Origin of the sequence: Streptomyces sp. NPDC001903 (genome assembly GCF_042891345.1) — a bacterium.
In the GTDB taxonomy this organism is placed as follows: domain Bacteria; phylum Actinomycetota; class Actinomycetes; order Streptomycetales; family Streptomycetaceae; genus Streptomyces.
Window position 1 is genome coordinate 143,107 of the sequence record NZ_JBIASZ010000007.1, and the last position, 21,654, is coordinate 164,760.

The following is a 21,654-nucleotide window of genomic DNA, read 5'->3' on the forward strand; positions in this document are numbered from 1 at the left end:
ACGGGCGGTGTCGAGGGGGCGGCGATGGCAATGGGGACAGGGACGGAATCCGGAAGCGGTACGGAGGTTCCGACGCTCGGCGGGGTCCCTCTGCTCGGCTCCCTCTTCGACCTGAAGTCGGACTCGCTCGGGACCTACCTGCGCGCCCGGCACCGGCACGGCGACGTCGTACGGATCACCGCCGGTCCGCCCGGACTGCGCGCCGAGCTCTACGGGGTCTTCTCGGCCGAGGGAGCGCAGCAGGTCCTGGCCTCGGAGTCGGCCAACTTCCGCAAGGACAACACCTTCTACCAGGAGCTCCGGGACTCCTTCGGGAACGGCCTGCTGACCAGCCAGGACCAGGACTACCTGCGCCAGCGGCGGCTGGTCCAGCCACTGTTCACCAAGCGCCGGGTCGACGGCTATGCCGCGGCCGTGGCCGCCGAGACCCGGGCCGTGGTCGCGGGCTGGGAGCAGGCCCCGGACTCCGTGGTCGACGTCGGCGAGGAGATGATGCGGCTCGCCCTGCGCGCGGTCGCCCGCATCCTCTTCGGCACCGACGTCGAGACCACCGTCGACGTCGTCGACCGGTGTTTTCCGGTCATCACCGAGTACGTGCTGCGCCGTGGCTACTCCCCCGCCAACTTCCCGCGCAGCTGGCCCACGCCGGGCAACAGGCGGGCGGCCGCCGCGATGGACGAGCTGTACGCGGCGTGCGACGCCATCATCGCCGCCCGCCGCGGTGGGGGTACGGCCGCCGGCGAGGACCTGCTCAGCCTGCTCGCCGCCGCCACGAGCACCGACGACGGGGAGTTCGACGCGGCCGAACTGCGCGACCAGGTACTGATCTTCCTGCTCGCCGGGCACGAGACGACCGCCACCTCGCTCGCCTTCTCCCTGCACCTGCTGGCCCGCCACCCCGAGCAGCAGGCGCGGGCCCGCGCGGAGGTCTCCCACGTCTTGGGCGACCGTACGCCGGAGGCCGCCGACCTCGACCGGCTCCCGTACCTCACGCAGGTCCTCAAGGAGGCGATGCGGCTCTACCCGGCGGCTCCGGTGATCGGCCGCAGCGCGGTCGCGGCCACCGAGGTCGGCGGCCTGACCATCCCGGCGGGCGCGGACGTGATCCTGGCCCCGTGGGTCACGCACCGCCACCCCCGCTACTGGCCGGACCCGGACCGCTTCGACCCGGACCGGTTCACTGCGCAGGCGGAGGCCGGGCGCCCCCGCTACGCCTGGTTCCCGTTCGGCGGCGGCCCGCGCGCCTGCATCGGGCAGCACTTCTCGATGCTGGAGTCGGTGATCGCGCTGGCGATGATCCTGCGCGGCCACGCGTTCGAGGCCGTGGACACCGACGTCCCGGTCACCGCCGGGATCACCCTCCGGGCGGAGGGCCCGATGCGCTGCCGGCTCCGGCGCGCCGAGGGCTGAACCGGGCCGAAGGCTGAACCGGGCCGAGGGCTGAACCGGAGCGCCGAGGGTTGGACCGGAACGTCGCGGGCTGAACGGTGACGGCCCGGGCCGGCCCCGCAAGGCGCGGCCGGGCCGTTCCGGTCGGCCTCAGACCGCCGCCGGCGTGTGGTTCCCCTTGAGCCGTTCCAGGTCCGAGGGGCGTACCTGGATCACGAACAGGGCGATGAGCGCCGCGACCAGGGCGAAGCCGGCGGCGACGATGAACGCGGCGCTCACGCCCGAGGTGAGCACCTGGTCGCCCCACGGGTCCGGGAGCTGTCCGGTGCGCACGAAAAGGGCCTTCTGGACCGGGTTGGCCTGGCTCAGGAAGGCCGGGACCTGGTCGTGGGCCTCGTTGCGGCTGGCCGTGCCGAAGACCGTGACCAGGATCGACAGTCCGAGCGATCCGCCCACCTGCTGCGTCGTGTTGAGCAGTCCGGACGCCGCGCCCGACTCCCGGTCGGCGACGTTGGACAGGGCCATCAGGGTCAGCGAGACGAACTGCATGCCCATGCCGAGGCTGAAGACGAGCACCGGGCCCAGGATGCTGCCGAGGTACGTCGAGTGGACGTCGGTCTGCGTCAGCCAGGCGAGCCCGGCCGCCGAACACAGGGCGCCCGCCACCATGAAGGGTTTGGGCCCGACCTTGGGCAGCAGCTGGGAGGTGATGCCCGCACCGATGGCGATGACCACGCTCACCGGGAGGAACGCGAGGCCGGCCTGGATCGGGCTGAAGCCCAGCACGTTCTGCACGAACAGCGTCAGGAAGAAGAACATGCCGAACATCGCGCAGGCGAGGAAGAGCATGATGCCGTAAGAGCCGGCCCGGTTGCGGTCGGCGAACATGTGCAGCGGGGTGATCGGCTGCGGCGAGCGCCGCTCGTTGAGGAGGAACAGCAGGAGCAGGACCACGGCCGCCCCGAAGGATCCGAGGGTGATCGGGTCGGTCCAGCCCTCCTGGGAGGCGCGGATGAAGCCGTAGACGAGGGCCACCATGCCCAGCGTGGACAGCAGCGCGCCGGCGAGGTCGAAGTGTCCGGGGTGGCGTTCGGACTCGCGGATGACCCGCGTGGCCATCACCGCGATGGCCACGGCGATGGGCACGTTGACGAAGAGCACCCAGCGCCAGTCCAGCCATTCGACGAGGACGCCGCCGGCCAGCAGTCCGATCGCGCCGCCGCCCGCCGAGACGGCCGCGAACACGCCGAACGCCCGGTTGCGCGCCGGGCCTTCCCGGAACGTGGTGGTGATCAGGGCCAGGGCGGTCGGGGAGGCGATGGCGCCGCCGACGCCCTGCAGGGCACGGGCGGCCATCAGCTGGCCCTCGTTCTGTGCGAGGCCGCCGAGCAGCGAGGCCAGGCCGAAGAGCAGGATGCCGAAGATGAACACGCGCTTGCGGCCGAGGATGTCGCCGGTGCGCCCGCCGAGGAGGAGGAGTCCGCCGAAGGTGAGGGTGTAGGCGTTGACGACCCAGGACAGGCTTTCGGTGGAGAAGCCGAGGGCCGTCTGGATGTGCGGAAGCGCGATGTTCACGATGGTGATGTCGAGGACGACCATGAGCTGGCAGGACGCGATGACGAACAGCGCGAGGCCGTTGCCGCTTCCTCTGACCTTGCCGTCGTTCGTGTTGCCGACCTGCGCAGCGTTCCCGTCCACCTTTTCGACGCTAAACCTGGTTCGGGGGGTACACCACTCGAATGGCCTAGGCCGCATGACATGTACAGTGTGCCATTTCACATGACACACTACCGATCATGGATGACTTCCTCAGGCTCTCCGCGAGCACCGGCCGCTTCACGTACGGCGCCCCGCGCGCGTTCTCCTTCGGGGACGACGGCCGGCTGCTCTGGTTCCTCCGCTCCACCGGCCCCACCGACGCCTTCGACAGCCTCTGGGTCCTGGACACCGCCACCGGCGCCGAGACCCGGCTCGCCGATCCCCGCGAGCTCTCCCCCGAGCCGGGCGCCCTGCCGGCCGCCGAGCGCCGGCTGCGGGAGCGGATCCGCCTCGTGGCCGCCGGGATCGGCTCGTACGCGCTCTCCGGCGACGGCCGCAGCGCCGTGTTCCCGCTGTACGGGCGGCTGTACCGGGTGAGTTGTGGCGGCGCCGCCGAGGGGAAGGGAAAGCCGGCCGAGGAGATCCCGGCCGCCGGGCCCGCCCTCGACCCCCGCCTCAACGCCGACGGCTCGCGCACCGCGTACGTCAGCGGCGACGCCCTCCACACCCACCCCGGCGGCCGGATCAGCCCCGCCGACGGGGCCCGCTGGGGCCTCGCCGAGTTCGCCGCCGCCGAGGAGCTGGGCCGGGACCGGGGCCACTGGTGGTCCCCCGACGGGGAGACCCTGCTGGCCGCCCGCGTCGACGAAACCGCCCTCCAGCGACGCCACTTCGCCGATCCCGCGCACCCCGAGCTCCCCGCCGAGGACTTCGCGTACCCCGAGGCGGGCGGGCCCAACGCCGAGGTCCAGCTGTGGGTGCTCGGCCCGGACGGCGCCCGGGTACGGCTGGAGTGGGACGCGGCGGCGTACCCGTACGTCTCCGACGCCGGCTGGGAGTCGCCGACCGAGATCCTGCTGACCGTCCAGGACCGGCTCCAGCAGAACGTGCTGCTGCTCACCGCCGACCCGGCCACCGGCCGCACCCGGGAGCTGTCGCGCACCGTGCACCCCCAGTGGGTCGACCCGATGCTGCCCGGCACCCCCGCCCGGCTGGCCGACGGGCGGATGCTCACCGCCGCCGACACCCCCGGCGGCGGCGCCCGCGCCCTCGCCGTGGACGGGAACCTGCTGACCGGGAACGGGATCCAGGTCCGCCGGGTGGCGGGGGTCCACCAGGACCGGCTGCTGATCGAGGCCGGACAGCGCGACCCCGCCGAACAGCAGGTGCTGCTCCTCGACCCGGCCACCGGCGAGCCGACCCCGCTCGCCGACGGCCCCGGCGTGCACGGCGTCCAGGCCTCGGCCGGGACCCTGCTGCTGACCAGCGCCGACGCCGACGGGATCCGGCGGACCGTACGCACCGCCGACGGACGGGAGTTCGTCCCCCGCGACCTGTCCGCTCCGCTGCCCTACCGGGTGGTCCCGGTACTGGAGCGGGTCACCGAGCACGGCATCCCCACCGCGCTCGTGCTCCCGCGCGGCCACGTCCCCGGCCGGCGGCTGCCCGTGCTCATGGACAGCTACGGCGGCCCCGGCCACCAGGACGTCTGCGCCGAGCCGCGCCGCTGGCAGCAGCGCCAGTGGTGGGCCGACCGGGGCTTCGCGGTGGTGACCGTGGACAACCGCGGAACCCCGTACGTGTCCCCCGCCTTCACCCACGCCGTGTACCGCGGGTTCTCCGAGGTCACCCTCGACGACCAGGTCGCGGCCCTGCACGCGCTCGCCGCCCGCCATCCGGACCTGGACCTCGGCCGGGTCGGGGTGCGCGGCTGGTCGTACGGCGGGTACCTCTCCGCGATGGCGGTGCTGCGCCGCCCGGACGTCTTCCACGCGGCGGCCGCCGGAGCCGCACCGACCGACTTCCGGCAGTACGACACGGCGTACACCGAGCGGTACCTGGGCCTCCCCCGGGACCACCCCGACGTCTACGAGCGGGACTCCCTGCTTCCCGACGCCCCGCACCTGACCCGGCCGCTGCTGCTGATCACGGGCCTGGCCGACGACAACGTCCACCCCTCCCACACCCTGCGGCTCTCCCAGGCGCTGACCGACGCGGGCCGCCCCCACCAGCTCCTGGCCCTGCCCGGGGTCACGCACATGACCCCGAACGGGACCCGGGAGAAGATCACGGCGCTGGAGCTGGAGTTCTTCCGCCGCGAACTCGCCTGACGGCCCGGCCAGAAGGGACTTTGACGACACCCCCTAGACGGTGGGCGATCCCGCCGCGAAGGCGAGGATGGCGGGCGCCGCCTCGTGCAGGCTCGTGAAGTGGCGGTGCACCCCGTCCACCGGAGCCGGGGTGTTGACCCCCCACACCGTCATGCCGGCCCGCAGCCCGGACTCGACGCCGGACGGGGCGTCCTCGATGACCAGGCAGTCCTGCGGCGCGGCACCGAGGCGCTCCGCGGCCAGCAGATAGGGGACCGGCGACGGCTTGCCCTCGGCCACGGCGCCGGCGTCCACGAGCACGCCCGGAACCGGCAGTCCGGTCCGGGCGAACCGGCCGCGCACCCGGTGCTCGTAGTTCGAGGTCACCAGGGCCCACCGGCCCGAGGGCAGGCCGGACAGCAGCTCGGGCGCGCCGGGGAAGGCGGCGTAGAGACCGGAGCGGACGTCCTCGTCCTCCAGTTCGTGCAGCGCGGCCAGGCACGCCTGCGGGTCCTGCCCGGGCGCCACCTCCGCGAAGGTCTCCAGGGGGCGGGTCCGCAGCGCCACGCGGTGGACCTCGTCGGGATCGAGTCCGTACCGCGCCGCCCACTGCGCCCAGACCCGGCGCTGGTTGGCCACCGCGTCGATCAACGTGCCGTCGACGTCGAAGAGGACGAATTTCGCGGGGCCCGGCCGGGTGGTTTCGCTGGTCACGCCGCGATCATGCCATCGGCGCGGCGGAGCGCGGACAGCGGGAGGACCCCGGGCCGATCGTGTCGGCCCGGGGTCCTCCCTCTTCCCCTGGATCCCCGTCAGTCACCGGGGAAGTGGCAGGCCACCTCGCGGGCGGCGGTGATCCGCAGCAGCGGGCGGTCGGTGCGGCAGACCTCCTGCGCCTTCGGGCAGCGCGGGTGGAAGGTGCAGCCCGGGGGCGGGGCGGCCGGACTCGGCGGATCGCCGAGCAGCACGATCCGCTCGCGCCGCCGCTCGGCCGCCGGATCCGGCAGCGGTACGGCGGACAGCAGCGCCCGGGTGTACGGGTGCTGGGGGTTCTCGTACAGGGCGCGCTTCTCGCCGATCTCCACGATGCGGCCGAGGTACATGACGGCGACCCGGTCGCTGACCCGTTTCACGACGGACAGGTCGTGCGCGATGAACACGTACGCCAGGCCCAGTTCGCGGCGCAGCCGTTCCATCAGGTTGACGATCTGCGCCTGGACGGAGACGTCGAGGGCGGAGACCGGCTCGTCGGCGACGATCAGCCGGGGGCTGGTGGCCAGCGAGCGGGCGATCCCGATGCGCTGGGCCTGGCCGCCGGAGAACTCGTGCGGGTAGCGGTCGATGTGCTCCGGGATCAGCCCGACCAGGTCCATCAGCTCGGCCGCACGGCGGCGCGCGTCGGAGGCCGACCAGCCCTGTACGAGCAGCGGGTCGGAGATGATCCGGGCCACCGTCTGGCGGGGGTTGAGGGAGGAGTGCGGGTCCTGGAAGACCATCTGGAGGTGGCGGCGGTGCGGGCGCAGTGCGCGCTGCGACAGCCTCGTGATGTCGCGTCCGTCGAAGGTGACGGCGCCGGACGTGGGCTCCAGCAGCCGGACCAGCATCCGGCCGGTGGTGGACTTCCCGCAGCCCGACTCCCCGACCAGGCCGAGGGTTTCGCCGGCCGCGAGGTCGAAGGAGATCCCGTCGACGGCGCGCACGGGTGCTCCCCGGCGCCCGGACGCGGAGCGCCGGCCGGGGAAGGCCATGGTCAGGTCGCGTACGGAGAGCAGCGCCGGCGGGGTCCGGTCCGCTGCGGCCGGCCCGGGCGCCCGGGCGGGTACGGACGTACTCATCGGCACACCTCCGGTTCGGCGGCGCCGGCAACGGGGGCCGCCGCTGTTGTACGCCCCGCCACATGGCAGGCGGCCAGCCGGCCGGGGCCGCCGCGGGGCAGGAGCTCGGGACGTTCGCCCGCGCAGCGCTCCCGCTCCGCGGCGGTGCCGGCGGCGGCGACCGCGCAGCGCGGGGCGAAGGCGCACCCCGGGGCGGGCGCGAGCAGGGAGGGCGGGGAGCCGGGGATGGTCCGCAGCGGCTCGTCGTCGGCGTCGTCCAGCCGGGGCAGCGAGTCGAGCAGGCCCCGGGTGTACGGATGCGCGGGGTCGGCGAACAGCTCGTCGACCCCGGCCTGTTCGGCCGCCCGGCCGCCGTACATGACCAGCACCTCGTGGGCGACGCGCGCGACGACCCCCAGGTCGTGCGTGATCATCACGACGCCGAGGCCGCGCTCCTGCTGGAGCCGGGCGATGAGCTCCAGGATCTGCGCCTGCACGGTCACGTCCAGGGCGGTGGTCGGCTCGTCGGCGATCAGCAGATCCGGTTCGCAGGCCAGGGCCATGGCGATCATCGCGCGCTGACGCATGCCACCGGAGAACTGGTGCGGGTACTCCCCCGCCCGGCGGGCCGGCTCCGGGATGCCGACCTCGCCCAGCATGTCGACGGCCCGTTTGCGGGCGGCGGCCCGGCCGGCCCTGAAGTGCACGCGGACGTGCTCGGCGATCTGCTCGCCGACCGTGTAGTAGGGGTGCAGGCTGGACAGCGGGTCCTGGAAGATCATGGCCATCTTCCGGCCGCGCAGCCGGGACAGCTCCTTCTCGGACATCCCGGTGAGCTCCTGCCCGGCGAGCGCGATGGAGCCGCCGACCTCGGCGCCCCGGTGCAGTCCCATGACGGCGAGCGAGGTGACGGACTTGCCGGATCCGGACTCCCCGACGATGCCGAGGGTCCGCCCGGCCTCGACGGTGAAGGCGAGCGAGTCGACGGCCCGTACGGGGCCGCGCGGGGTGGCGAAGGTGACGCGCAGGTCGCGCACCTCCAGCAGGGGGGCGGTGGCTGGTGCGGCCATCAGTACCTCACCCTCGGGTCGATGACGGCGTACAGGAGGTCGACGACGAGGTTGGCGACGACGATGAAGAAGGCGGCCAGCAGGGTGACCCCGAGGACCACCGGCTGGTCCGAGCTGACCAGGGCCCCGTAGAACAGCCGTCCGATGCCCGGGAGTCCGAAGATGGACTCGGTGATGACGGCGCCGGCGAGCAGCCCGCCGAGGTCCATGCCGAAGATGGTGAGGATCGGGGTCATCCCGGAGCGCAGGCCGTGCTTGACGACGACCGTGCGCTCGGGCATGCCCTTGGCGCGGGCGGTGCGGATGTACGGCTCGGCCATCGCCTCGATCATCGAGCCGCGGCTCTGTCGGGCGTACATGGCCGCGTACAGCAGGGCGAGCGCGGTCCAGGGCAGCAGCAGGTTGGCCGTCCAGCCGAAGGGGTTGTCGGTGAAGGCCTGGTAGGTGGGGTAGGGCAGCAGCCCGGCGACCCGGATGACCCCGTAGATGAGCATCACGGAGGTGAAGTAGACGGGCAGCGAGGCGGCGGCGACCGCGCCGACCATCAGGGCCTTGTCGGTGGCGGTGTCCTTGCGCAGGGCGGCGGTGACCCCGGCGCCGAGGCCGAGCAGCAGCCACAGCGCGGCGGCGCCGACGGCGAGGGAGGCGGAGACGGGGAGGCGGTCCATCAGCAGGTCCCACACGGGCAGGGAGTTCTCGTACGAGTAGCCCAGGCACGGGAAGTCGCACTGGACGGCGTACTGGCCGGTGCCGAGGGTGCGGCCGGTGAAGATGCCGGTGAGGAAGTCGGCGAACTGCCGCCAGACGGGCTGGTCGAGGCCCAGGTACGCCCGTACGTCGGCCAGCCGCTCGGCGCTGCAGGTCTTGCCGCAGGCGGCCGCGGCCGGATCGGTGGGCAGGACGTAGAAGATGAGGAAGGTGACGGCGGCGATGGCGAGCAGGACGCCCGCGAGGGCGAGCAGCCGGCGCGCGAGGTAGAGGATCAACTGCGGCCGCCCCTCGGGTCGAGGATGTCGCGCAGGGCGTCGCCGAGCAGGGTGAAGGCGAGTACCGCGAGGAAGAGGAAGGTGCTCGGGATGACGAAGTACATGGGGTCGGTCTCGTAGAAGGCGACGGACTCGGCGATCATCTGGCCCCAGGACGGGGTCGGCGGGCGCACGCCCACGCCGAGGTAGCTGAGCGCGGCCTCGGTGCTGATCATGCCGGGGATGAGCAGGGTGGTGTAGGCGATGACCGGGCCCGAGACTCCCGGGAGGATGTCGCGGGTCAGGATCCGCCAGGGGCCGGCGCCGCCGACGCGGGCGGCGTCCACGTACTCGCGGTGTTTGAGCGAGAGGGTCTGGCCGCGGACGACGCGGGCCACGCCGGGCCAGCCGAAGACGCCGATGACGGCGGTCATGAGCACGATGCGGTTGACGTCCTTGGCCACCGACAGCATCGCGATCATGAAGATGAGGGAGGGGAAGGACATGGTCAGGTCCATGAGCCGGGACAGGACCGTGTCGGTGCGGCCGCCGAAGTAGCCGGCGGCGATCCCGGCGGCGGTGCCCGCGACGACGACGATCGCGGTGGCGGCGAAGGCGATGAGGAGCGAGACCTGGGCCCCGTGGACGACGCGGGCGAACAGGTCGCGGCCGGTGACGGGTTCGACGCCGAGCCAGTGTTCGGGGCTGATCCCGCCGAGGGAGCCGAGGGGCTGGCCGCCGAGGTAGGGGTCGATGGCGCTCTTGTCGAACTCCTCGGGGGACCAGCCGCCGAGCGCGCCCAGCCAGGGCGCGGTGGCGGCCATCAGGACGAAGAGGAGGACGACGCCGAGGCTGACGCGGACGGCGGGGCGGCGGCGGAGCTCGCGCCGGGCGAGCTGCCAGGGGCTGCTGCCGGGCGCTGCCGCCGGGGCGGGACCGCCTTCGGCGGCGCCGGGGGCCGGTGGCCCGCCCGGGGCCGGGGCCGGGGCCGGAGCCTTCGCGGCCTCGCCTCCGGCTCCGGGTGCGGTGGTGGTCATGGTGTCGGGGTCCGTATCCCTCAGCCCTGGCTCTTCGAGGGGTCCTTGAGGCCGACCGTGCCGTAGTCGATGGTTCCGGTCCACACGGGGTGGCCGTAGGCGCCGGCGATGTTGGGGCCGACGAGCAGCGGCTTGCGCTCCAGCAGGACCGGGACGGCCGGGGACTTCTTCATGATCTCGGCGTCGAGGTCGATCCAGGCCTGGTTGGCCTGCTTGGCGTCGGCCATGGCGTTGATCTCGTCGATCCGCTTCATGGTGGCCTCGTCGCGGAACTGACTGTTGTTGCCCTGGTTGCCCTTCTCCTTGATGGTGCGTCCGTCGAAGACGAAGGGGATCCAGGTGGAGCCGGAGGGGTAGTCGGGGCACCAGCCGGAGAGGGTCATGTCGGGGGTGGTGGAGAGGTCCCCGATGACGTCGTAGTACGCACCGGGGTCGATGGTGTCGACGACGACCTCGATGCCGACGCGGGACAGGCCCTGCTGGATGGCCTCGGCCTTGCCCTTGTCGCCGGTGGAGACGGCGAGGGAGACCTTGAGGGAATCCTTGCCGGCGGCCTTGAGGAGTTCCTTGGCCTTGGCCGGATCCCCCGCCGGGGCGATCTTCAGGGTGTCGGCCTGCTTGCCGCCGGAGAGTGCCGGGGGCAGGTAGGCGGTGGCGACCTCGTTGAGGGCCGGGCCGCCGCCCGCGGTGATCACCGCCTCCTTGTCGACGGCGTACTGCATGGCCTCGCGGACCTTGGGATCGTTGAAGGGCGCCCGGGAGTTGTTCAGGTAGAGCATCTCGGTGCAGCCCTGGGACTCGGCGAGCAGGCGCGCCTTGACCTCGGGCTTCGGCAGCACCTTGGGGGCGCTCTCGGGGCGCATGTCCATGTACTGGACGGCGGAGGCGTCGGCGCCCTCGCCGGCGATGATCCGGTCGTCGATCTGTCCGCCCTTGAGGCCCATCACCACGACGAACTTGTCGGGGTAGGCCTTCCTGACGGTGTCGGTCTTCGGGTCCCAGTGCTCGTTGCGGACGAGGACCAGCTTCTTGTCCCGGTCGTACGACTCGATCTTGTACGGGCCGGAGGAGAACGGGCGGGCGTCGTACTGGGTGCCCTTCTCCTGGGACTGCGGGACCGGGGCGAAGGTGGGGAGGGTGGCGGTGGCGGAGAACTCGGCGACCGGGCGCTTCAGTTCGAAGACGACGGTGCGGTCGTCGGGGGTCTTGACGGAGTCCAGGTGCTGCCCCTGGAGCGGGCCCTTGTAGCCCTCGCCGCCGGCCAGGTACTGGGCGGCGTAGTCGGGGCCGCCGGTGAGGTCGGGGGCGAAGGAGCGCTCGACGTTGTACTTGATGTCCTGCGCCTTGATCGGCGATCCGTCCTCGTACTTCACGCCCTCCTTGAGGGTGAAGGTCCAGGTCTTGCCGCCGTTGGAGGGGGTGCCGAGGTCCGTGGCCAGGTCGGGGACGAGCTCGCTGCCGGCCTTGCCGGGCTCGGCCTTGAAGGTGACGAGCGTGCGGTAGAGGAGGCGGGTCCCGAAGTCCATGGCCGGCATGACCCAGTTGCGGGCGGGGTCGAGGTGGGCGAAGTCCTGGTTGGACAGGACGGTCAGGGTCCCGCCCTTGACCGGGGTCCCGCCGAGGGTCTTGCCGTCGTTGGCGGCGGCGGGATTGCTCGCGCCTGCGCCGGTGGAGCCCTTCTTGGGGTCGGAGCAGCCCGAGGCGCCGAGTGCGAGTGCCGCCACGAGGGCAGTGGCGAGGGCGAGTTGGGTGCGCTTGGTCATGGGTCACTCCAGTGAAGGGCCGCGCTCTATGATGTGACCGGTAACATAGTAATGTGAAATTGCACTGACAAGGGGTTGGCACCGTCGTTATCCAGACGTGCCCAAATCCCGTCCCCCTGCGGGGTGTTGTCGGCGGGTCAGCGCCCGGCGAGCAGCTCCGGCAGCCTGCGCATGTCGTCGAAGACGATCGTTGCGGGGCCTTCGAGCCGCTCGGCGGGGGTCGGGCCGCCGGAGTAGCCGAAGGCGCGCATCCCCGCCGCCCTGGCCGCCCGGACGCCGGGCCCGCTGTCCTCGACCACCGCGCACGCGGCCGGGTCGACGCCCATCCGGCGGGCGGCGTACAGGAAGAGGTCCGGGGCCGGCTTGCCCCGGGAGACCTCGCTCGCGCTGTGGATGCGGCCCTCGAAGCGGCCGTAGAGTCCGGTGCGCCCGAGCGTGTGCCTCATCTTCTCGTGCGATCCGCTGGAGGCGACGCAGGTCGGCAGGGCGAGGGCGGCGAGCCCGTCGAGCGCCTCGAGCACCCCGTCCACCGGGTCCAGGGCGAGGTCGACCGCATCGCGGTGCCGCTGGATGAGCAGCTTCCACCAGAGGCCTGCGCTCTGCGCGCCGAGCCGCTCCGCGATCTGCTCGACGATGGACTCCCTGGAACGCCCGATGAAGCGCTCGACCACCTCGTCCGCGGTGAGCGGCCAGCCCAACTCCGCCCCGAGCTCGACCTGGAGGCGGACGGCGAGGCGCTCACTGTCGACCAGGACGCCGTCGCAGTCGAATATCACCAGCTCTGTCGGCTTGATCATTCCCACAGGGTAAGCGGCGGCCGATGCGGTCCGCCGAGGTGACGGCCGACGCGACCGTCGATGTGATCCACAACTCTCCGTTCGAGATCTCCTTGCAGCAGCCATATCCCATCCTGCAATCTTCAACTCAGACCAGATTTCATTCGGCAAATGGATGTCTGAGGAGAAGGGAAGCGCCATGACCAGCCAGCGCCCCGGGCTGTACGAGATGCTCGACGACCGGTTCCGGACCGGCCGGTGCATGAACGGAGACGACGCGCTGGAGGTGCTGTACACCGGCTGCCGCTGGGCCGAGGGGCCGCTCTACGTGCCCGCCTGGCGGCAGGTGGTCTGGAGCGACATCCCCAACGACCGGATGCTGCGCTGGGACGAGGAGACGGGGGCCGTGGGCGTCTTCCGCCGCTCCGCCGGGCACACCAACGGCAACACCCTCGACCGGCAGGGCCGGCTCGTCACCTGCGAGCAGGGCAACCGGCGCGTGACGCGCACCGAACACGACGGCACCGTCACCGTGTTGGCGGACCGGTGGCAGGGCAGGCGGCTGAACAGCCCCAACGACGCGGCGGTGAAGTCCGACGGTTCGATCTGGTTCTCCGACCCGGACTTCGGCATCACCAGCGACTACGAGGGCCACCGCGCGCAGAGCGAGATCGGCTCCAACAACGTCTACCGCGTCGACCCGGCCACGGGCGAGGTGCGGCTGGTCGCCGACGGCTTCGGCGCACCGAACGGGCTGGTCTTCTCGGGCGACGAGCGGCAGTTGTTCGTCTCCGACACCCGGGCGGGCTTCATCCGCGTCTTCGACGTGCGCGAGGACGGCACGCTGTCCGAGGGGAAGGTCTTCGCCGAGGCGGCCCCCGGCAAGGCCCGCTTCGACAACCTCCGCTTCGACGACGGCGGCCGGCTCTGGGTCGCCGCCATGGACGACGGGGTGCACTGCTACGACCCCGACGGCACGCTGATCGGGCGGCTGCGCGTCCCCGAGGCGGTCGCGAACATCTCCTTCGGCGGCGCCAAGCGCAACCGGCTCTTCATCACCGCCGAGACCAGCCTCTACTCGGTGGTCATGGGCGTGACGGGCACCCACCCGACGGGACCGGGGCGCCGGCGCTGGCTCGACGGCTGAGCGCGCCCGGCCCGCGCCCGGCCGACCGCAGGGGCCGCACGGTCCGAGGGGTCCGCCGGGATCCGCCGGGTCTGCCGCCGCCGGGTCCGCCTACAGGCCCGAGCCGAGCCCCCCCGGGGTGCGGCCCACCGGCTCGTCGCGGCCCTGGGCCCAGAGCGAGCGGACGTGGCCGAGGTGGCGGACCATGCAGGCCTCCGCCGCCGCCGCGTCCCCGGCGATCATCAGGTCCAGCAGTTCGATGTGCTCCTCGGCGGAGGAGACCAGCTTCCCCGCCTCGTCCAGGCCCGTCAGTCCGTACAGGCGCGAGCGCTTGCGCAGGTCGCCGACCGTCTCGACCAGCCGGTCGTTGCCCGCCAGGGCCAGCAGGGAGAGGTGGAAGCGGCGGTCCGCCTCCAGGTAGCCGATGAGGTTGTGCTCGCGGGCGCTGGTGACGATCTCCTCGGCGATGGGCCGCAGCTCCTCCAGCTGCTCCGCCGTGGCGATCTTCGTGATCCGGCCGATGGTCGGCACTTCGATCATGGTGCGCAGTTCGGTGTACTGGTCCAGGTCGCGCTCGCTGACCTCGGTGATCCGGAAGCCCTTGTTGCGGACGGGCTCCACCAGTCCCTCGCGGGCCAGGTCGAGCATCGCCTCGCGGACCGGCGTGGCGGAGACCCCGAGCTCGGCGGCCAGACCCGGCGCCGAGTAGACGCTGCCGGGGCGCAGTTCACCCGCTATCAGGGCTGCTCGAAGGGCGTGGCCGACCTGGTCGCGGAGCCGTTCCTGGGCCTTGATGAGACTGTGCTGCTTCAGGTCACCCATTGCTCTTCCTCCGAACCGGCTGTGCACCACCGAGTGCAGAGGACAGCGTACAATGTCACGTTGCGCTTGATCCCCGAGCGGTGGCGCCTCCGGCGGCGCGATACATCGCCACCGCCACAGCGAGATCTTCCCAGGCCATGCCCACGCTCTTGAAGAGCTGTGGAGAACCCGGCGCCCCGGCCGCCGGCATCCGGCCGGCCACCAGGTCGGCCAGGGTGCCGTTGATATGACCGGGACCGATCGCCCCCTCGGCCTCCGGCACCAGCAGGTCCCCCGCCTCGCGCAGGGCCGCCGCCCGCGACTCCACGTACACCGCCGCCCTGCGCACCAGCGCGGTGTCGGTCTCCCGGGCGTCCGGCTCGTGCGAACCGACCGCCACCACCGTCGCCCCCGGGGCCACCAGCCGTCCGTCGAAGAGGGGTTCGCGGGCCGTGGTGCAGCAGAGCACCAGGTCCGCTTCCGCCACGTCCGACGCCGTGCCCGTACGGGCCCGCACCCCCAGGCCGCGGGCGTGCGCCGCCAGCCGCTCCGCGGCCCCCGGGTCGCGCCCCACCACCACCGCCTGCGCCAACTCGCTCACCTGCAGCACCGCTTCGAGGTGCCCGTACGCCTGCGGGCCGGCGCCGAAGAGCACCAGCCGCAGGGCCCGCCCGGCCGGCGCCAGGTACCGCAGGGCGAGCGCCGAGACCGCCGGGGTGCGCAGCGCGGTCAGCGCCGCGCCGTCGAACAGGGCCAGCGGGCGCAGCGTCACCCCGTCCATCAGCAGGTACGAGCCGGTGATCCGGGGGAGCCCGAGGGCCGGATTGCCGGGCGCCACCCCGGCGATCTTCACCCCGGCGTACTCCCCCGCCGCGGCCGGCATCAGCAGCAGCTCGCCCCCTCCCGGCACGGGCAGCGCCGAGCGCTGCGGGCAGGACTCCGGGTCCAGCCCGGCGCGCAGTGCGTCGGCCAGCGCGTCGGCGGCCGCGGCCGGGGTGAGGAGCGCGGCCGTCTCCGCCGCTTCGAACTGCGGGATCACAACAGGAACCCCGCGCCGAGCGCGTCCTGTGGATCGCGTACGAAGGCGTGCTCGCCCGTGCGGTACGCCGTGCCCGTGACCTCGGTGACCAGACCGTCCCGGGATCCCACCGGCACCACCCGGCCCGTGAACACCGTGCCCACCACCGACTCGTGGAGCAGGTCCTCGCCCGGCCCGATCCGGCCGTCCTCCGCGAGCAGCGCGAGGCGCGCCGAGGTGCCCGAGCCGCAGGGCGAGCGGTCGATCTGCCCGTCGGCGAACACGGTGACGTTGCGCTGATGCGGTCCGAAGGGGGTCCCGGGCAGCTCCTCGTGGAGGATCACCCCGTAGACCCCGGAGAGCAGCGGCCCGCCGGGGTGCCAGGTCCCGGGATGGGAGGCCAGCGCGGCCCGGATCTCCTGTCCGGCGCGGACGAGTTCGGGCAGCGCGGCCCGGGTCACCTGCAGGCCGAGGTCCCGGGCGGCGACGGATGCGTAGCAGGCGCCGGCGTGCGCGATGTCCACCTCCGCCAGGCCCAGGGTGGTCGCCACCGCCACCTTGCGGGCGCCGACCCGGGCCGGGACGTTGCGGAAGGTGACCCCCGTGGTGCGGCCGCCCGCGCGGTGCACGGTCGCGGTGACCCGCCCCGACGGCACGTCGATCCGCACCTGCCCGTCCCCGTCGTCCGGCGCGGCGACCCGGCCGCTGTCCACGGCCCAGGCGCCGAGGGCCATCGTGCCGTGGCCGCAGGCGGTGGAGTAGCCGTCCTTGTGCCAGAACAGCACGCCGAAGTGGGCCCCGTCGTCGTCCGGGGGCACGACGAACCCGCCGTACATCCCGGCGTGTCCGCGCGGCTCCTGCACGAGGAACCGCCGCACGTCGTCCAGGGGGCTGCGGCGCGGGGCCGTCCCGGAGCCCCCGGGGCCGATGGCGGTGGCGCAGCGCTCGGCGACGGTGTCCCCGGGTACGGGCGGCAGGCCTCCCGCGGCGGAGTCGACGATCCGGAAGGGCTCCCCGGCGGTGTGGTAGTCCACGGTGCGCACGACGGCGGGCGCGGCGGTCACAGGAGGAAGCCCGCGGGGAAGGGGTCGGACGGGTCGAGGAAGTACTGGGCGGTGCCGGTGATCCACGCCCGCCCGGTGACGGTGGGGACGACGGCAGGGAACCCGCCGACGGTGGTCTCCCCGATCAGCCGGCCGGTGAACTCGGTGCCGATGAAGGACTCGTTGACGAAGTCCGCGCCCAGCCCGAGGAGGCTGCGGGCGTGCAGCTGGGCCATGCGCGCGCTGGTGCCCGTACCGCAGGGAGAGCGGTCGAACCAGCCCGGGTGGATGGCCATGGCGTGCCGGGAGCGGCGGGCGTCGGAGCCGGGTGCGGCGAGGTAGACGTGCTTGACCCCGGAGATCGAGGGGTTCTCGGGGTGGACGGGCCGGTCGGCGGAGGCGTTGATCGCGTCCATGACGGCGAGTCCGGCGGCGAGCAGGTCGTCCTTGCGGTCCCGGTCGAAAGGGAGGCCGAGGGAGTCGAGTTCGACGAAGGCGTAGAAGTTCCCGCCGTAGGCGAGGTCGTAGGTGACGGTGCCGTGCCCGGGGACCTCGGCCTTCAGGTCGAGTCCGGCGCAGAACGAGGGGACGTTGGTGAGGGTGACGGCGGTGGCCGCCCCGTCCTCGACCCGGACGTCGACGCTCACCAGCCCGGCCGGGGTGTCGAGCCGGACGGTGGTGACGGGTTCGACGACCTCCACCATGCCCGTCTCGACCAGCACGGTGGCGACCCCGATGGTCCCGTGCCCGCACATGGGGAGCAGGCCCGACACCTCGATGTACAGCACGCCGAAGTCGGCGTCCGGGCGGGTGGGGGGCTGCAGGATGGCGCCGCTCATCGCGCAGTGCCCGCGCGGCTCGTACATGAGCAGGGTCCGGACGTGGTCCAGGTGCTCGATGAAGTGGAGCCGTTTCTCGGCCATGGTGGCGCCGGGGATCACCCCGACGCCCCCGGTGATCACCCGGGTCGGCATGCCCTCGGTGTGCGAGTCCACCGCGTGGTAGATGTGGCGCGTACGCATTCCTGTCCCCTTCCGGTCCCTCGGGGGGACTAGTTGTGCCCCTCGGCGAGGGCCTTCTCGGTGGCGGCCCTGACGGCCGCCTCGGTCTCCCCGGTGAGCGGGAAGCGGGGCGGGCGGGTGGCGCCGCCGGGGCGTCCCGCGAGGTCCATGGAGAGCTTGATGGCCTGGACGAACTCGGTCTTGGAGTCCCAGCGCAGCAGCGAGTGCAGGGACTTGTACAGCGGCAGCGCGGTGGCGAGGTCCCCGGCGACGGCCGCCCGGTAGAGCTCGGCGCAGGAGCGGGGCAGGGCGTTGGGGTAGCCGGCGATCCAGCCGACCGCGCCGGCCAGGGCGAGTTCGAGGAGGACGTCGTCGGCGCCGATGAGCAGGTCGAGGCCGGGGGCGAGTTCGGCGATCTCGTACGCGCGGCGGACGTCCCCGCTGAACTCCTTGACCGCGACGATGCTGCCGTCGCCGTGCAGGCGGGCGAGCAGGGCGGGCGTCAGGTCCACCTTGGTGTCGATGGGGTTGTTGTAGGCGACGACGGGCAGCCCGGCCCGGGCGACGTCGGCGTAGTGGGCCCGTACGGTCGCCTCGTCGGCGCGGAAGGCGTTGGGGGGCAGCAGGAGTACGGAGCCGGCCCCGGCCTCGGCGGCCTGGTCGGCCCAGCGGCGGGCCTCGGCGCTGCCGTAGGCGGCGACGCCGGGCATGACGCGGGCGCCGTCGCCGGCCGCCTCGACGGCGGTACGGACCACGCGGGCCCGCTCCTCGTCGGTGAGGGTCTGGTACTCCCCGAGGGAGCCGTTGGGGACCACGCCGTCGCAGCCGTTGGCGATGAGCCAGGCCACGTGCTCGGCGTAGGCGTCGTGGTCGACGGTGAGGTCCTCGCGCAGCGGCAGCGCGGTGGCGACCATGATGCCGTGCCAGGGGCGGGTACGGGTGTCCGTACCGGTGGTGGGCGCGGGGTTGTGCGCGTCGGTCATGAGAGAGCTCCCTAGAGTGGTGTGTGACATTTTACTAGTGGGTGCGAGGCGGCCACAAGGGTCCGGGCCGCCCGATCGGCGGCCGATCAGCCGTCCGCCGGGGGCAGTTGCGCGAGGTGGCGCAGCGGAACCGGGCAGGACAGGGGTCGCCGGTCGGGCGCGGGCCCGTCGCCGGCGAGGGCGGCGACGGCCGGTCCGCACATGCGGCCCTGGCACCAGCCCATGCCGGAGCGGGTGAGGAGCTTGACCGTACGGGCGTCGCGCGCGCCGAGCTCGGCGACGGCCTCGCGGATCCGGCCGGCCGGCACCTCCTCGCAGCGGCACACGTCGGTGTCGTCGCGGAGCCAGCCGGTCCAGCCGTCGCCGGGCCGGTGGGCGGCGCCCATGGCCCCGGCGAAGGCGCGCAGCCGGGCGCGGCGGCGGGTGAGGGCGGCGGGCACGGCCCGCCCGGCGATCGCGTGCGCGGCGATCTCCCCTTCGAGGAGGGCCAGTTGGGCGCCGCCGATGCCGCCGGTCTCGCCGGCGGACCAGATCCCGGTGACGGAGGTCCGCTGCTCGGCGTCCAGTACGAGGGCGACGGTGCCGTCGGCGGTGCGGCGGGTGCCGCAGCCGAGGCCGGTCGCCAGCTCCAGCTGCGGGACGAGCCCGTGGCCGACGGCCAGGGCGTCGCAGGGGATCCGGCGGGCGGTGCCGGGCACGGGCCGCCAGTCCCGGTCCAGGCGGGCCACGGTGACGGCCTCGACGCGGTCGGCGCCGTGGGCCTCGGTCACGGCGTGCCGGGTGAGGAGGCGGATGTGGCGGCGCAGCAGGGCGCCGCCGTACGTGGCGGCCTCGCCGAGCTTGCCGGGGTTGCGGAGCAGGGCGGGGAGGTGGCCGGCGTACGCGGTGTACGCGGCGGCTTCGACCACGGCCGGCACCCGGGCTCCGGCGGCCGCGAGGGAGCCGGCGACGGCGAGCAGCAGCGGGCCGCTGCCCGCGACGACCACGCGCCTGCCGGGCAGTACGAGCCCGCTCTTGAGCATGGCCTGGGCCCCGCCGGCCCCGACCACTCCGGGGAGGGTCCAGCCGGGGAAGGGCAGTTGCCGCTCGTAGGACCCGGTGGCGAGGAGCACGGCCCGGGCGTGCAGGGTGGCGGGCGCCTCCTCGGGACCGGCGCCGGCGACGGCGTGCAGGGTCCAGTCGGCGCCGTCCGGCACCACGGCCCAGACGTGGTGGGCCGGCAGGTACGTGATCCGGCCGTCCGACACGTGGGCCCGCAGGGCGGCTTCGCGCTCGGCGAAGGCGGCCCAGCCGTGGTGCAGCGCTTCGGGACGCTCCGCCCCGAGTCCCGGCGCGGGGTGGCGGTAGTACTGCCCGCCGGGCCGCTCCCCCGCGTCGAGGAGGGTGACCCGCAGCCCGAGCCCGGCGGCGGTGACGGCGGCGGCCAGCCCGGCGGGGCCGGCGCCGACGATCGCGAGGTCGGGCGGGGCGGTGTCAGACGCCGAGCTCGGCATGGCCGGTTCCCTCCTGGGTGGTGACGGTGTCCCCGGGGCGGGCGGGGACGAGGCAGGCGCGCTGGTTCGGGCGGCCGTTGACGGTGACGAGGCAGTCGTAGCAGCTGCCGATCCCGCAGAACGCTCCGCGCGGGGCGCCGCCTTGGCGGGTGGTCCGCCAGGCGAGGATCCCGGCGCCCCACAGCACGGCGGCGATGCTCTGCCCGGCCTGGGCGGTCAGCTCGCGGCCGTCGAAGCGCAGCACGTACGTGGCCGAGGGGGCTCCGCCGACGAGGGTGCGGGGGGTCGGGCTCATCGGGGGTTCTCCTCGGGCGTGGCATGTACGGCGGCCGGGTGCCGGGCGGTCATGGCGCCCGGTCCTGGTCGAAGCGGGCCGGATGGAACGGGGTCGGAGGGAGCGGGGGTTCGGTGCCCGTCAGGGCGGCGGCGATCAGCACGCCCGTGGCCGGGGCCAGGCCGATGCCGGCCCCTTCGTGGCCGCAGGCGTGCAGGAGGCCCGGAAGCCGGGGGTCCGGGCCGATCGCCGGGAGGTGGTCCGGGAGGTAGGGGCGGAACCCGTGGTAGGTGCGGAGCACGTGGGCGTCCGCCAGGACGGGGAAGAGGGCCGCCGCTTGGGCTGCGAGGCGGCGCAGCGCCTCCACCGAGAGGGAGCGGTCGAAGCCCACCCGCTCCCGGGTCGCCCCGATCAGCACCGGCCCCGCCGGCGTGCCCTCCACCACCGCCGAGGACTGCAGGGCCGCCGAGCCGCTCGCCACGTCGGCGATGTAGTCCGCGGCGTACACCTTGTGCCGGACCACCCTCGGCAGCGGCTCCGTCACCAGGACGAACCCGCGGCGCGGAAGCACCGGAAGGGACACCCCGGCCAGTTCCGCGATGCGCCCGCCCCAGGTCCCGGCCGCGTTCACCACCGCCGGGGCGAGGAGTTCACCGCCGTGCGTGCGCACCCCGCGGACGCCCCCGGGCCCCGTGAGGATGCCGGTCACCTCCTGTCCGAGGTGGACCGAGGCCCCCGAAGCGGCCAGCAGCCTCGCTGCCGCCTGGGCCGGCTGGACCTGGGCGTCCTGCGGGTACAGGAATCCGCCGGGCGGCCCCGGGGCCAGATGCGGCTCCAGCTCGCGGAGCTCGTCGGCCCCCGCCTCGACCGCTTCGACCCCGGCTTTGCGCTGGCCTTCGGCGAACTCCCGCAGAGCGGCCAGCGAAGCCTCGTCCGGGGCGACCACCAGCCCGCCCTTGGCCTCGTACTCGATCTCCGACGGGAGGACGGCGGCGAGTTCGCGCCACAGGCCGGCCGACAGCAGCGCCAGGTCGAGCTCCGGGCCCGCCTCCTTGTCGGAGACGAGCAGGTTGCCCTCCCCGGCTCCCGTCGTGCCGCCCGCGACGGGGCCGCGGTCGACGACGGCCACGGAGAGTCCGGCGCGGGCCGCGTAGTAGGCGATCGCGGCTCCGACGACGCCGGCGCCGATGATCACGACGTCCAGGGGATGTCTCTTGGGCACGGCAGTAATATGTCACATTCTTTAGTAGGTG

Annotated in this window: 19 protein-coding genes; 3 read left to right on the top strand and 16 right to left on the bottom strand. The window is 73.5% G+C overall.

Annotated features, from left to right (window positions below; translation table 11 throughout):
• The first annotated feature begins 30 nt into the window (after window positions 1-30).
• Window positions 31-1,410 (top strand): cytochrome P450, encoded by a 1,380-nt coding sequence (locus ACFYZS_RS18050; RefSeq protein ID WP_389013461.1) that lies wholly within the window; start codon window positions 31-33, stop codon window positions 1,408-1,410.
• Window positions 1,411-1,539: 129 nt separating this feature from the next.
• On the opposite strand, the gene ACFYZS_RS18055 is transcribed toward ACFYZS_RS18050, so the two are convergent.
• Window positions 1,540-3,087 (bottom strand): MFS transporter, encoded by a 1,548-nt coding sequence (locus ACFYZS_RS18055; RefSeq protein ID WP_389012978.1) that lies wholly within the window; start codon window positions 3,085-3,087, stop codon window positions 1,540-1,542.
• A 98-nt stretch (window positions 3,088-3,185) separates the two neighbouring features.
• Between ACFYZS_RS18055 and ACFYZS_RS18060 the strand changes: the two genes are divergently transcribed.
• Window positions 3,186-5,258 carry a prolyl oligopeptidase family serine peptidase gene (locus tag ACFYZS_RS18060; RefSeq protein ID WP_389012981.1) on the top strand — a complete coding sequence of 691 codons (2,073 nt, stop codon included), beginning with the start codon at window positions 3,186-3,188 and terminating at the stop codon, window positions 5,256-5,258.
• A gap of 33 nt (window positions 5,259-5,291) precedes the next feature.
• Here ACFYZS_RS18060 and ACFYZS_RS18065 read toward each other — a convergent pair whose 3' ends face one another.
• The 7 genes from ACFYZS_RS18065 to ACFYZS_RS18095 form a co-directional block, all read right to left on the bottom strand.
• Window positions 5,292-5,951, bottom strand: coding sequence for an HAD family hydrolase (locus ACFYZS_RS18065; RefSeq protein ID WP_389012984.1), 660 nt, complete (start codon window positions 5,949-5,951; stop codon window positions 5,292-5,294).
• A 98-nt stretch (window positions 5,952-6,049) separates the two neighbouring features.
• Complete coding sequence (locus tag ACFYZS_RS18070) at window positions 6,050-7,072, bottom strand: ABC transporter ATP-binding protein (RefSeq protein WP_389012987.1); 1,023 nt, start codon at window positions 7,070-7,072, stop codon at window positions 6,050-6,052.
• Entirely contained in the window at window positions 7,069-8,121 is a 1,053-nt protein-coding gene (locus ACFYZS_RS18075) for an ABC transporter ATP-binding protein (RefSeq protein WP_389012990.1), read from the bottom strand. The genes ACFYZS_RS18070 and ACFYZS_RS18075 overlap by 4 nt, the downstream gene beginning before the upstream one ends.
• Window positions 8,121-9,107 carry an ABC transporter permease gene (locus ACFYZS_RS18080; RefSeq protein ID WP_389012993.1) on the bottom strand — a complete coding sequence of 329 codons (987 nt, stop codon included), beginning with the start codon at window positions 9,105-9,107 and terminating at the stop codon, window positions 8,121-8,123. The genes ACFYZS_RS18075 and ACFYZS_RS18080 overlap by 1 nt, the downstream gene beginning before the upstream one ends.
• Window positions 9,104-10,123 (bottom strand): ABC transporter permease, encoded by a 1,020-nt coding sequence (locus tag ACFYZS_RS18085; RefSeq protein WP_389012996.1) that lies wholly within the window; start codon window positions 10,121-10,123, stop codon window positions 9,104-9,106. The genes ACFYZS_RS18080 and ACFYZS_RS18085 overlap by 4 nt, the downstream gene beginning before the upstream one ends.
• A gap of 20 nt (window positions 10,124-10,143) precedes the next feature.
• Window positions 10,144-11,886: an ABC transporter substrate-binding protein gene (locus tag ACFYZS_RS18090; RefSeq protein WP_389012999.1), complete on the bottom strand. Its 1,743-nt coding sequence runs from the start codon at window positions 11,884-11,886 to the stop codon at window positions 10,144-10,146.
• Between the two features lie 137 nt (window positions 11,887-12,023).
• The gene (locus ACFYZS_RS18095) at window positions 12,024-12,683 is read right to left on the bottom strand and encodes an HAD family hydrolase (RefSeq protein WP_389013002.1); all 660 of its coding nucleotides are present in this window, start codon (window positions 12,681-12,683) and stop codon (window positions 12,024-12,026) included.
• 178 nt (window positions 12,684-12,861) lie between these two features.
• On the opposite strand from ACFYZS_RS18095, the gene ACFYZS_RS18100 reads away from it, so the two are divergent.
• Entirely contained in the window at window positions 12,862-13,809 is a 948-nt protein-coding gene (locus tag ACFYZS_RS18100) for an SMP-30/gluconolactonase/LRE family protein (RefSeq protein ID WP_389013005.1), read from the top strand.
• A 90-nt stretch (window positions 13,810-13,899) separates the two neighbouring features.
• Here the strand turns inward: ACFYZS_RS18100 and ACFYZS_RS18105 are convergent, their stop codons facing one another.
• From ACFYZS_RS18105 to ACFYZS_RS18140, 8 genes are all read right to left on the bottom strand, one after another.
• Window positions 13,900-14,610 (bottom strand): GntR family transcriptional regulator, encoded by a 711-nt coding sequence (locus ACFYZS_RS18105; RefSeq protein WP_389013008.1) that lies wholly within the window; start codon window positions 14,608-14,610, stop codon window positions 13,900-13,902.
• A gap of 55 nt (window positions 14,611-14,665) precedes the next feature.
• Entirely contained in the window at window positions 14,666-15,628 is a 963-nt protein-coding gene (locus tag ACFYZS_RS18110; protein ID WP_389013011.1) for an ornithine cyclodeaminase family protein, read from the bottom strand.
• Window positions 15,625-16,671: a proline racemase family protein gene (locus tag ACFYZS_RS18115; protein ID WP_389013013.1), complete on the bottom strand. Its 1,047-nt coding sequence runs from the start codon at window positions 16,669-16,671 to the stop codon at window positions 15,625-15,627. Before ACFYZS_RS18115 ends, ACFYZS_RS18110 begins: the two co-directional genes overlap by 4 nt.
• Window positions 16,668-17,672, bottom strand: a complete 1,005-nt coding sequence (locus ACFYZS_RS18120; RefSeq protein ID WP_389013015.1) for a proline racemase family protein — start codon at window positions 17,670-17,672, stop codon at window positions 16,668-16,670. Before ACFYZS_RS18120 ends, ACFYZS_RS18115 begins: the two co-directional genes overlap by 4 nt.
• 29 nt (window positions 17,673-17,701) lie before the next feature.
• Window positions 17,702-18,634 (bottom strand): dihydrodipicolinate synthase family protein, encoded by a 933-nt coding sequence (locus ACFYZS_RS18125; RefSeq protein WP_389013018.1) that lies wholly within the window; start codon window positions 18,632-18,634, stop codon window positions 17,702-17,704.
• 86 nt (window positions 18,635-18,720) lie between these two features.
• Complete coding sequence (locus ACFYZS_RS18130; RefSeq protein ID WP_389013020.1) at window positions 18,721-20,127, bottom strand: NAD(P)/FAD-dependent oxidoreductase; 1,407 nt, start codon at window positions 20,125-20,127, stop codon at window positions 18,721-18,723.
• Entirely contained in the window at window positions 20,108-20,422 is a 315-nt protein-coding gene (locus tag ACFYZS_RS18135; RefSeq protein ID WP_387291616.1) for a (2Fe-2S)-binding protein, read from the bottom strand. The genes ACFYZS_RS18130 and ACFYZS_RS18135 overlap by 20 nt, the downstream gene beginning before the upstream one ends.
• Window positions 20,423-20,471: 49 nt before the next feature.
• Complete coding sequence (locus tag ACFYZS_RS18140) at window positions 20,472-21,623, bottom strand: NAD(P)/FAD-dependent oxidoreductase (protein ID WP_389013024.1); 1,152 nt, start codon at window positions 21,621-21,623, stop codon at window positions 20,472-20,474.
• Window positions 21,624-21,654 lie beyond the last annotated feature (31 nt).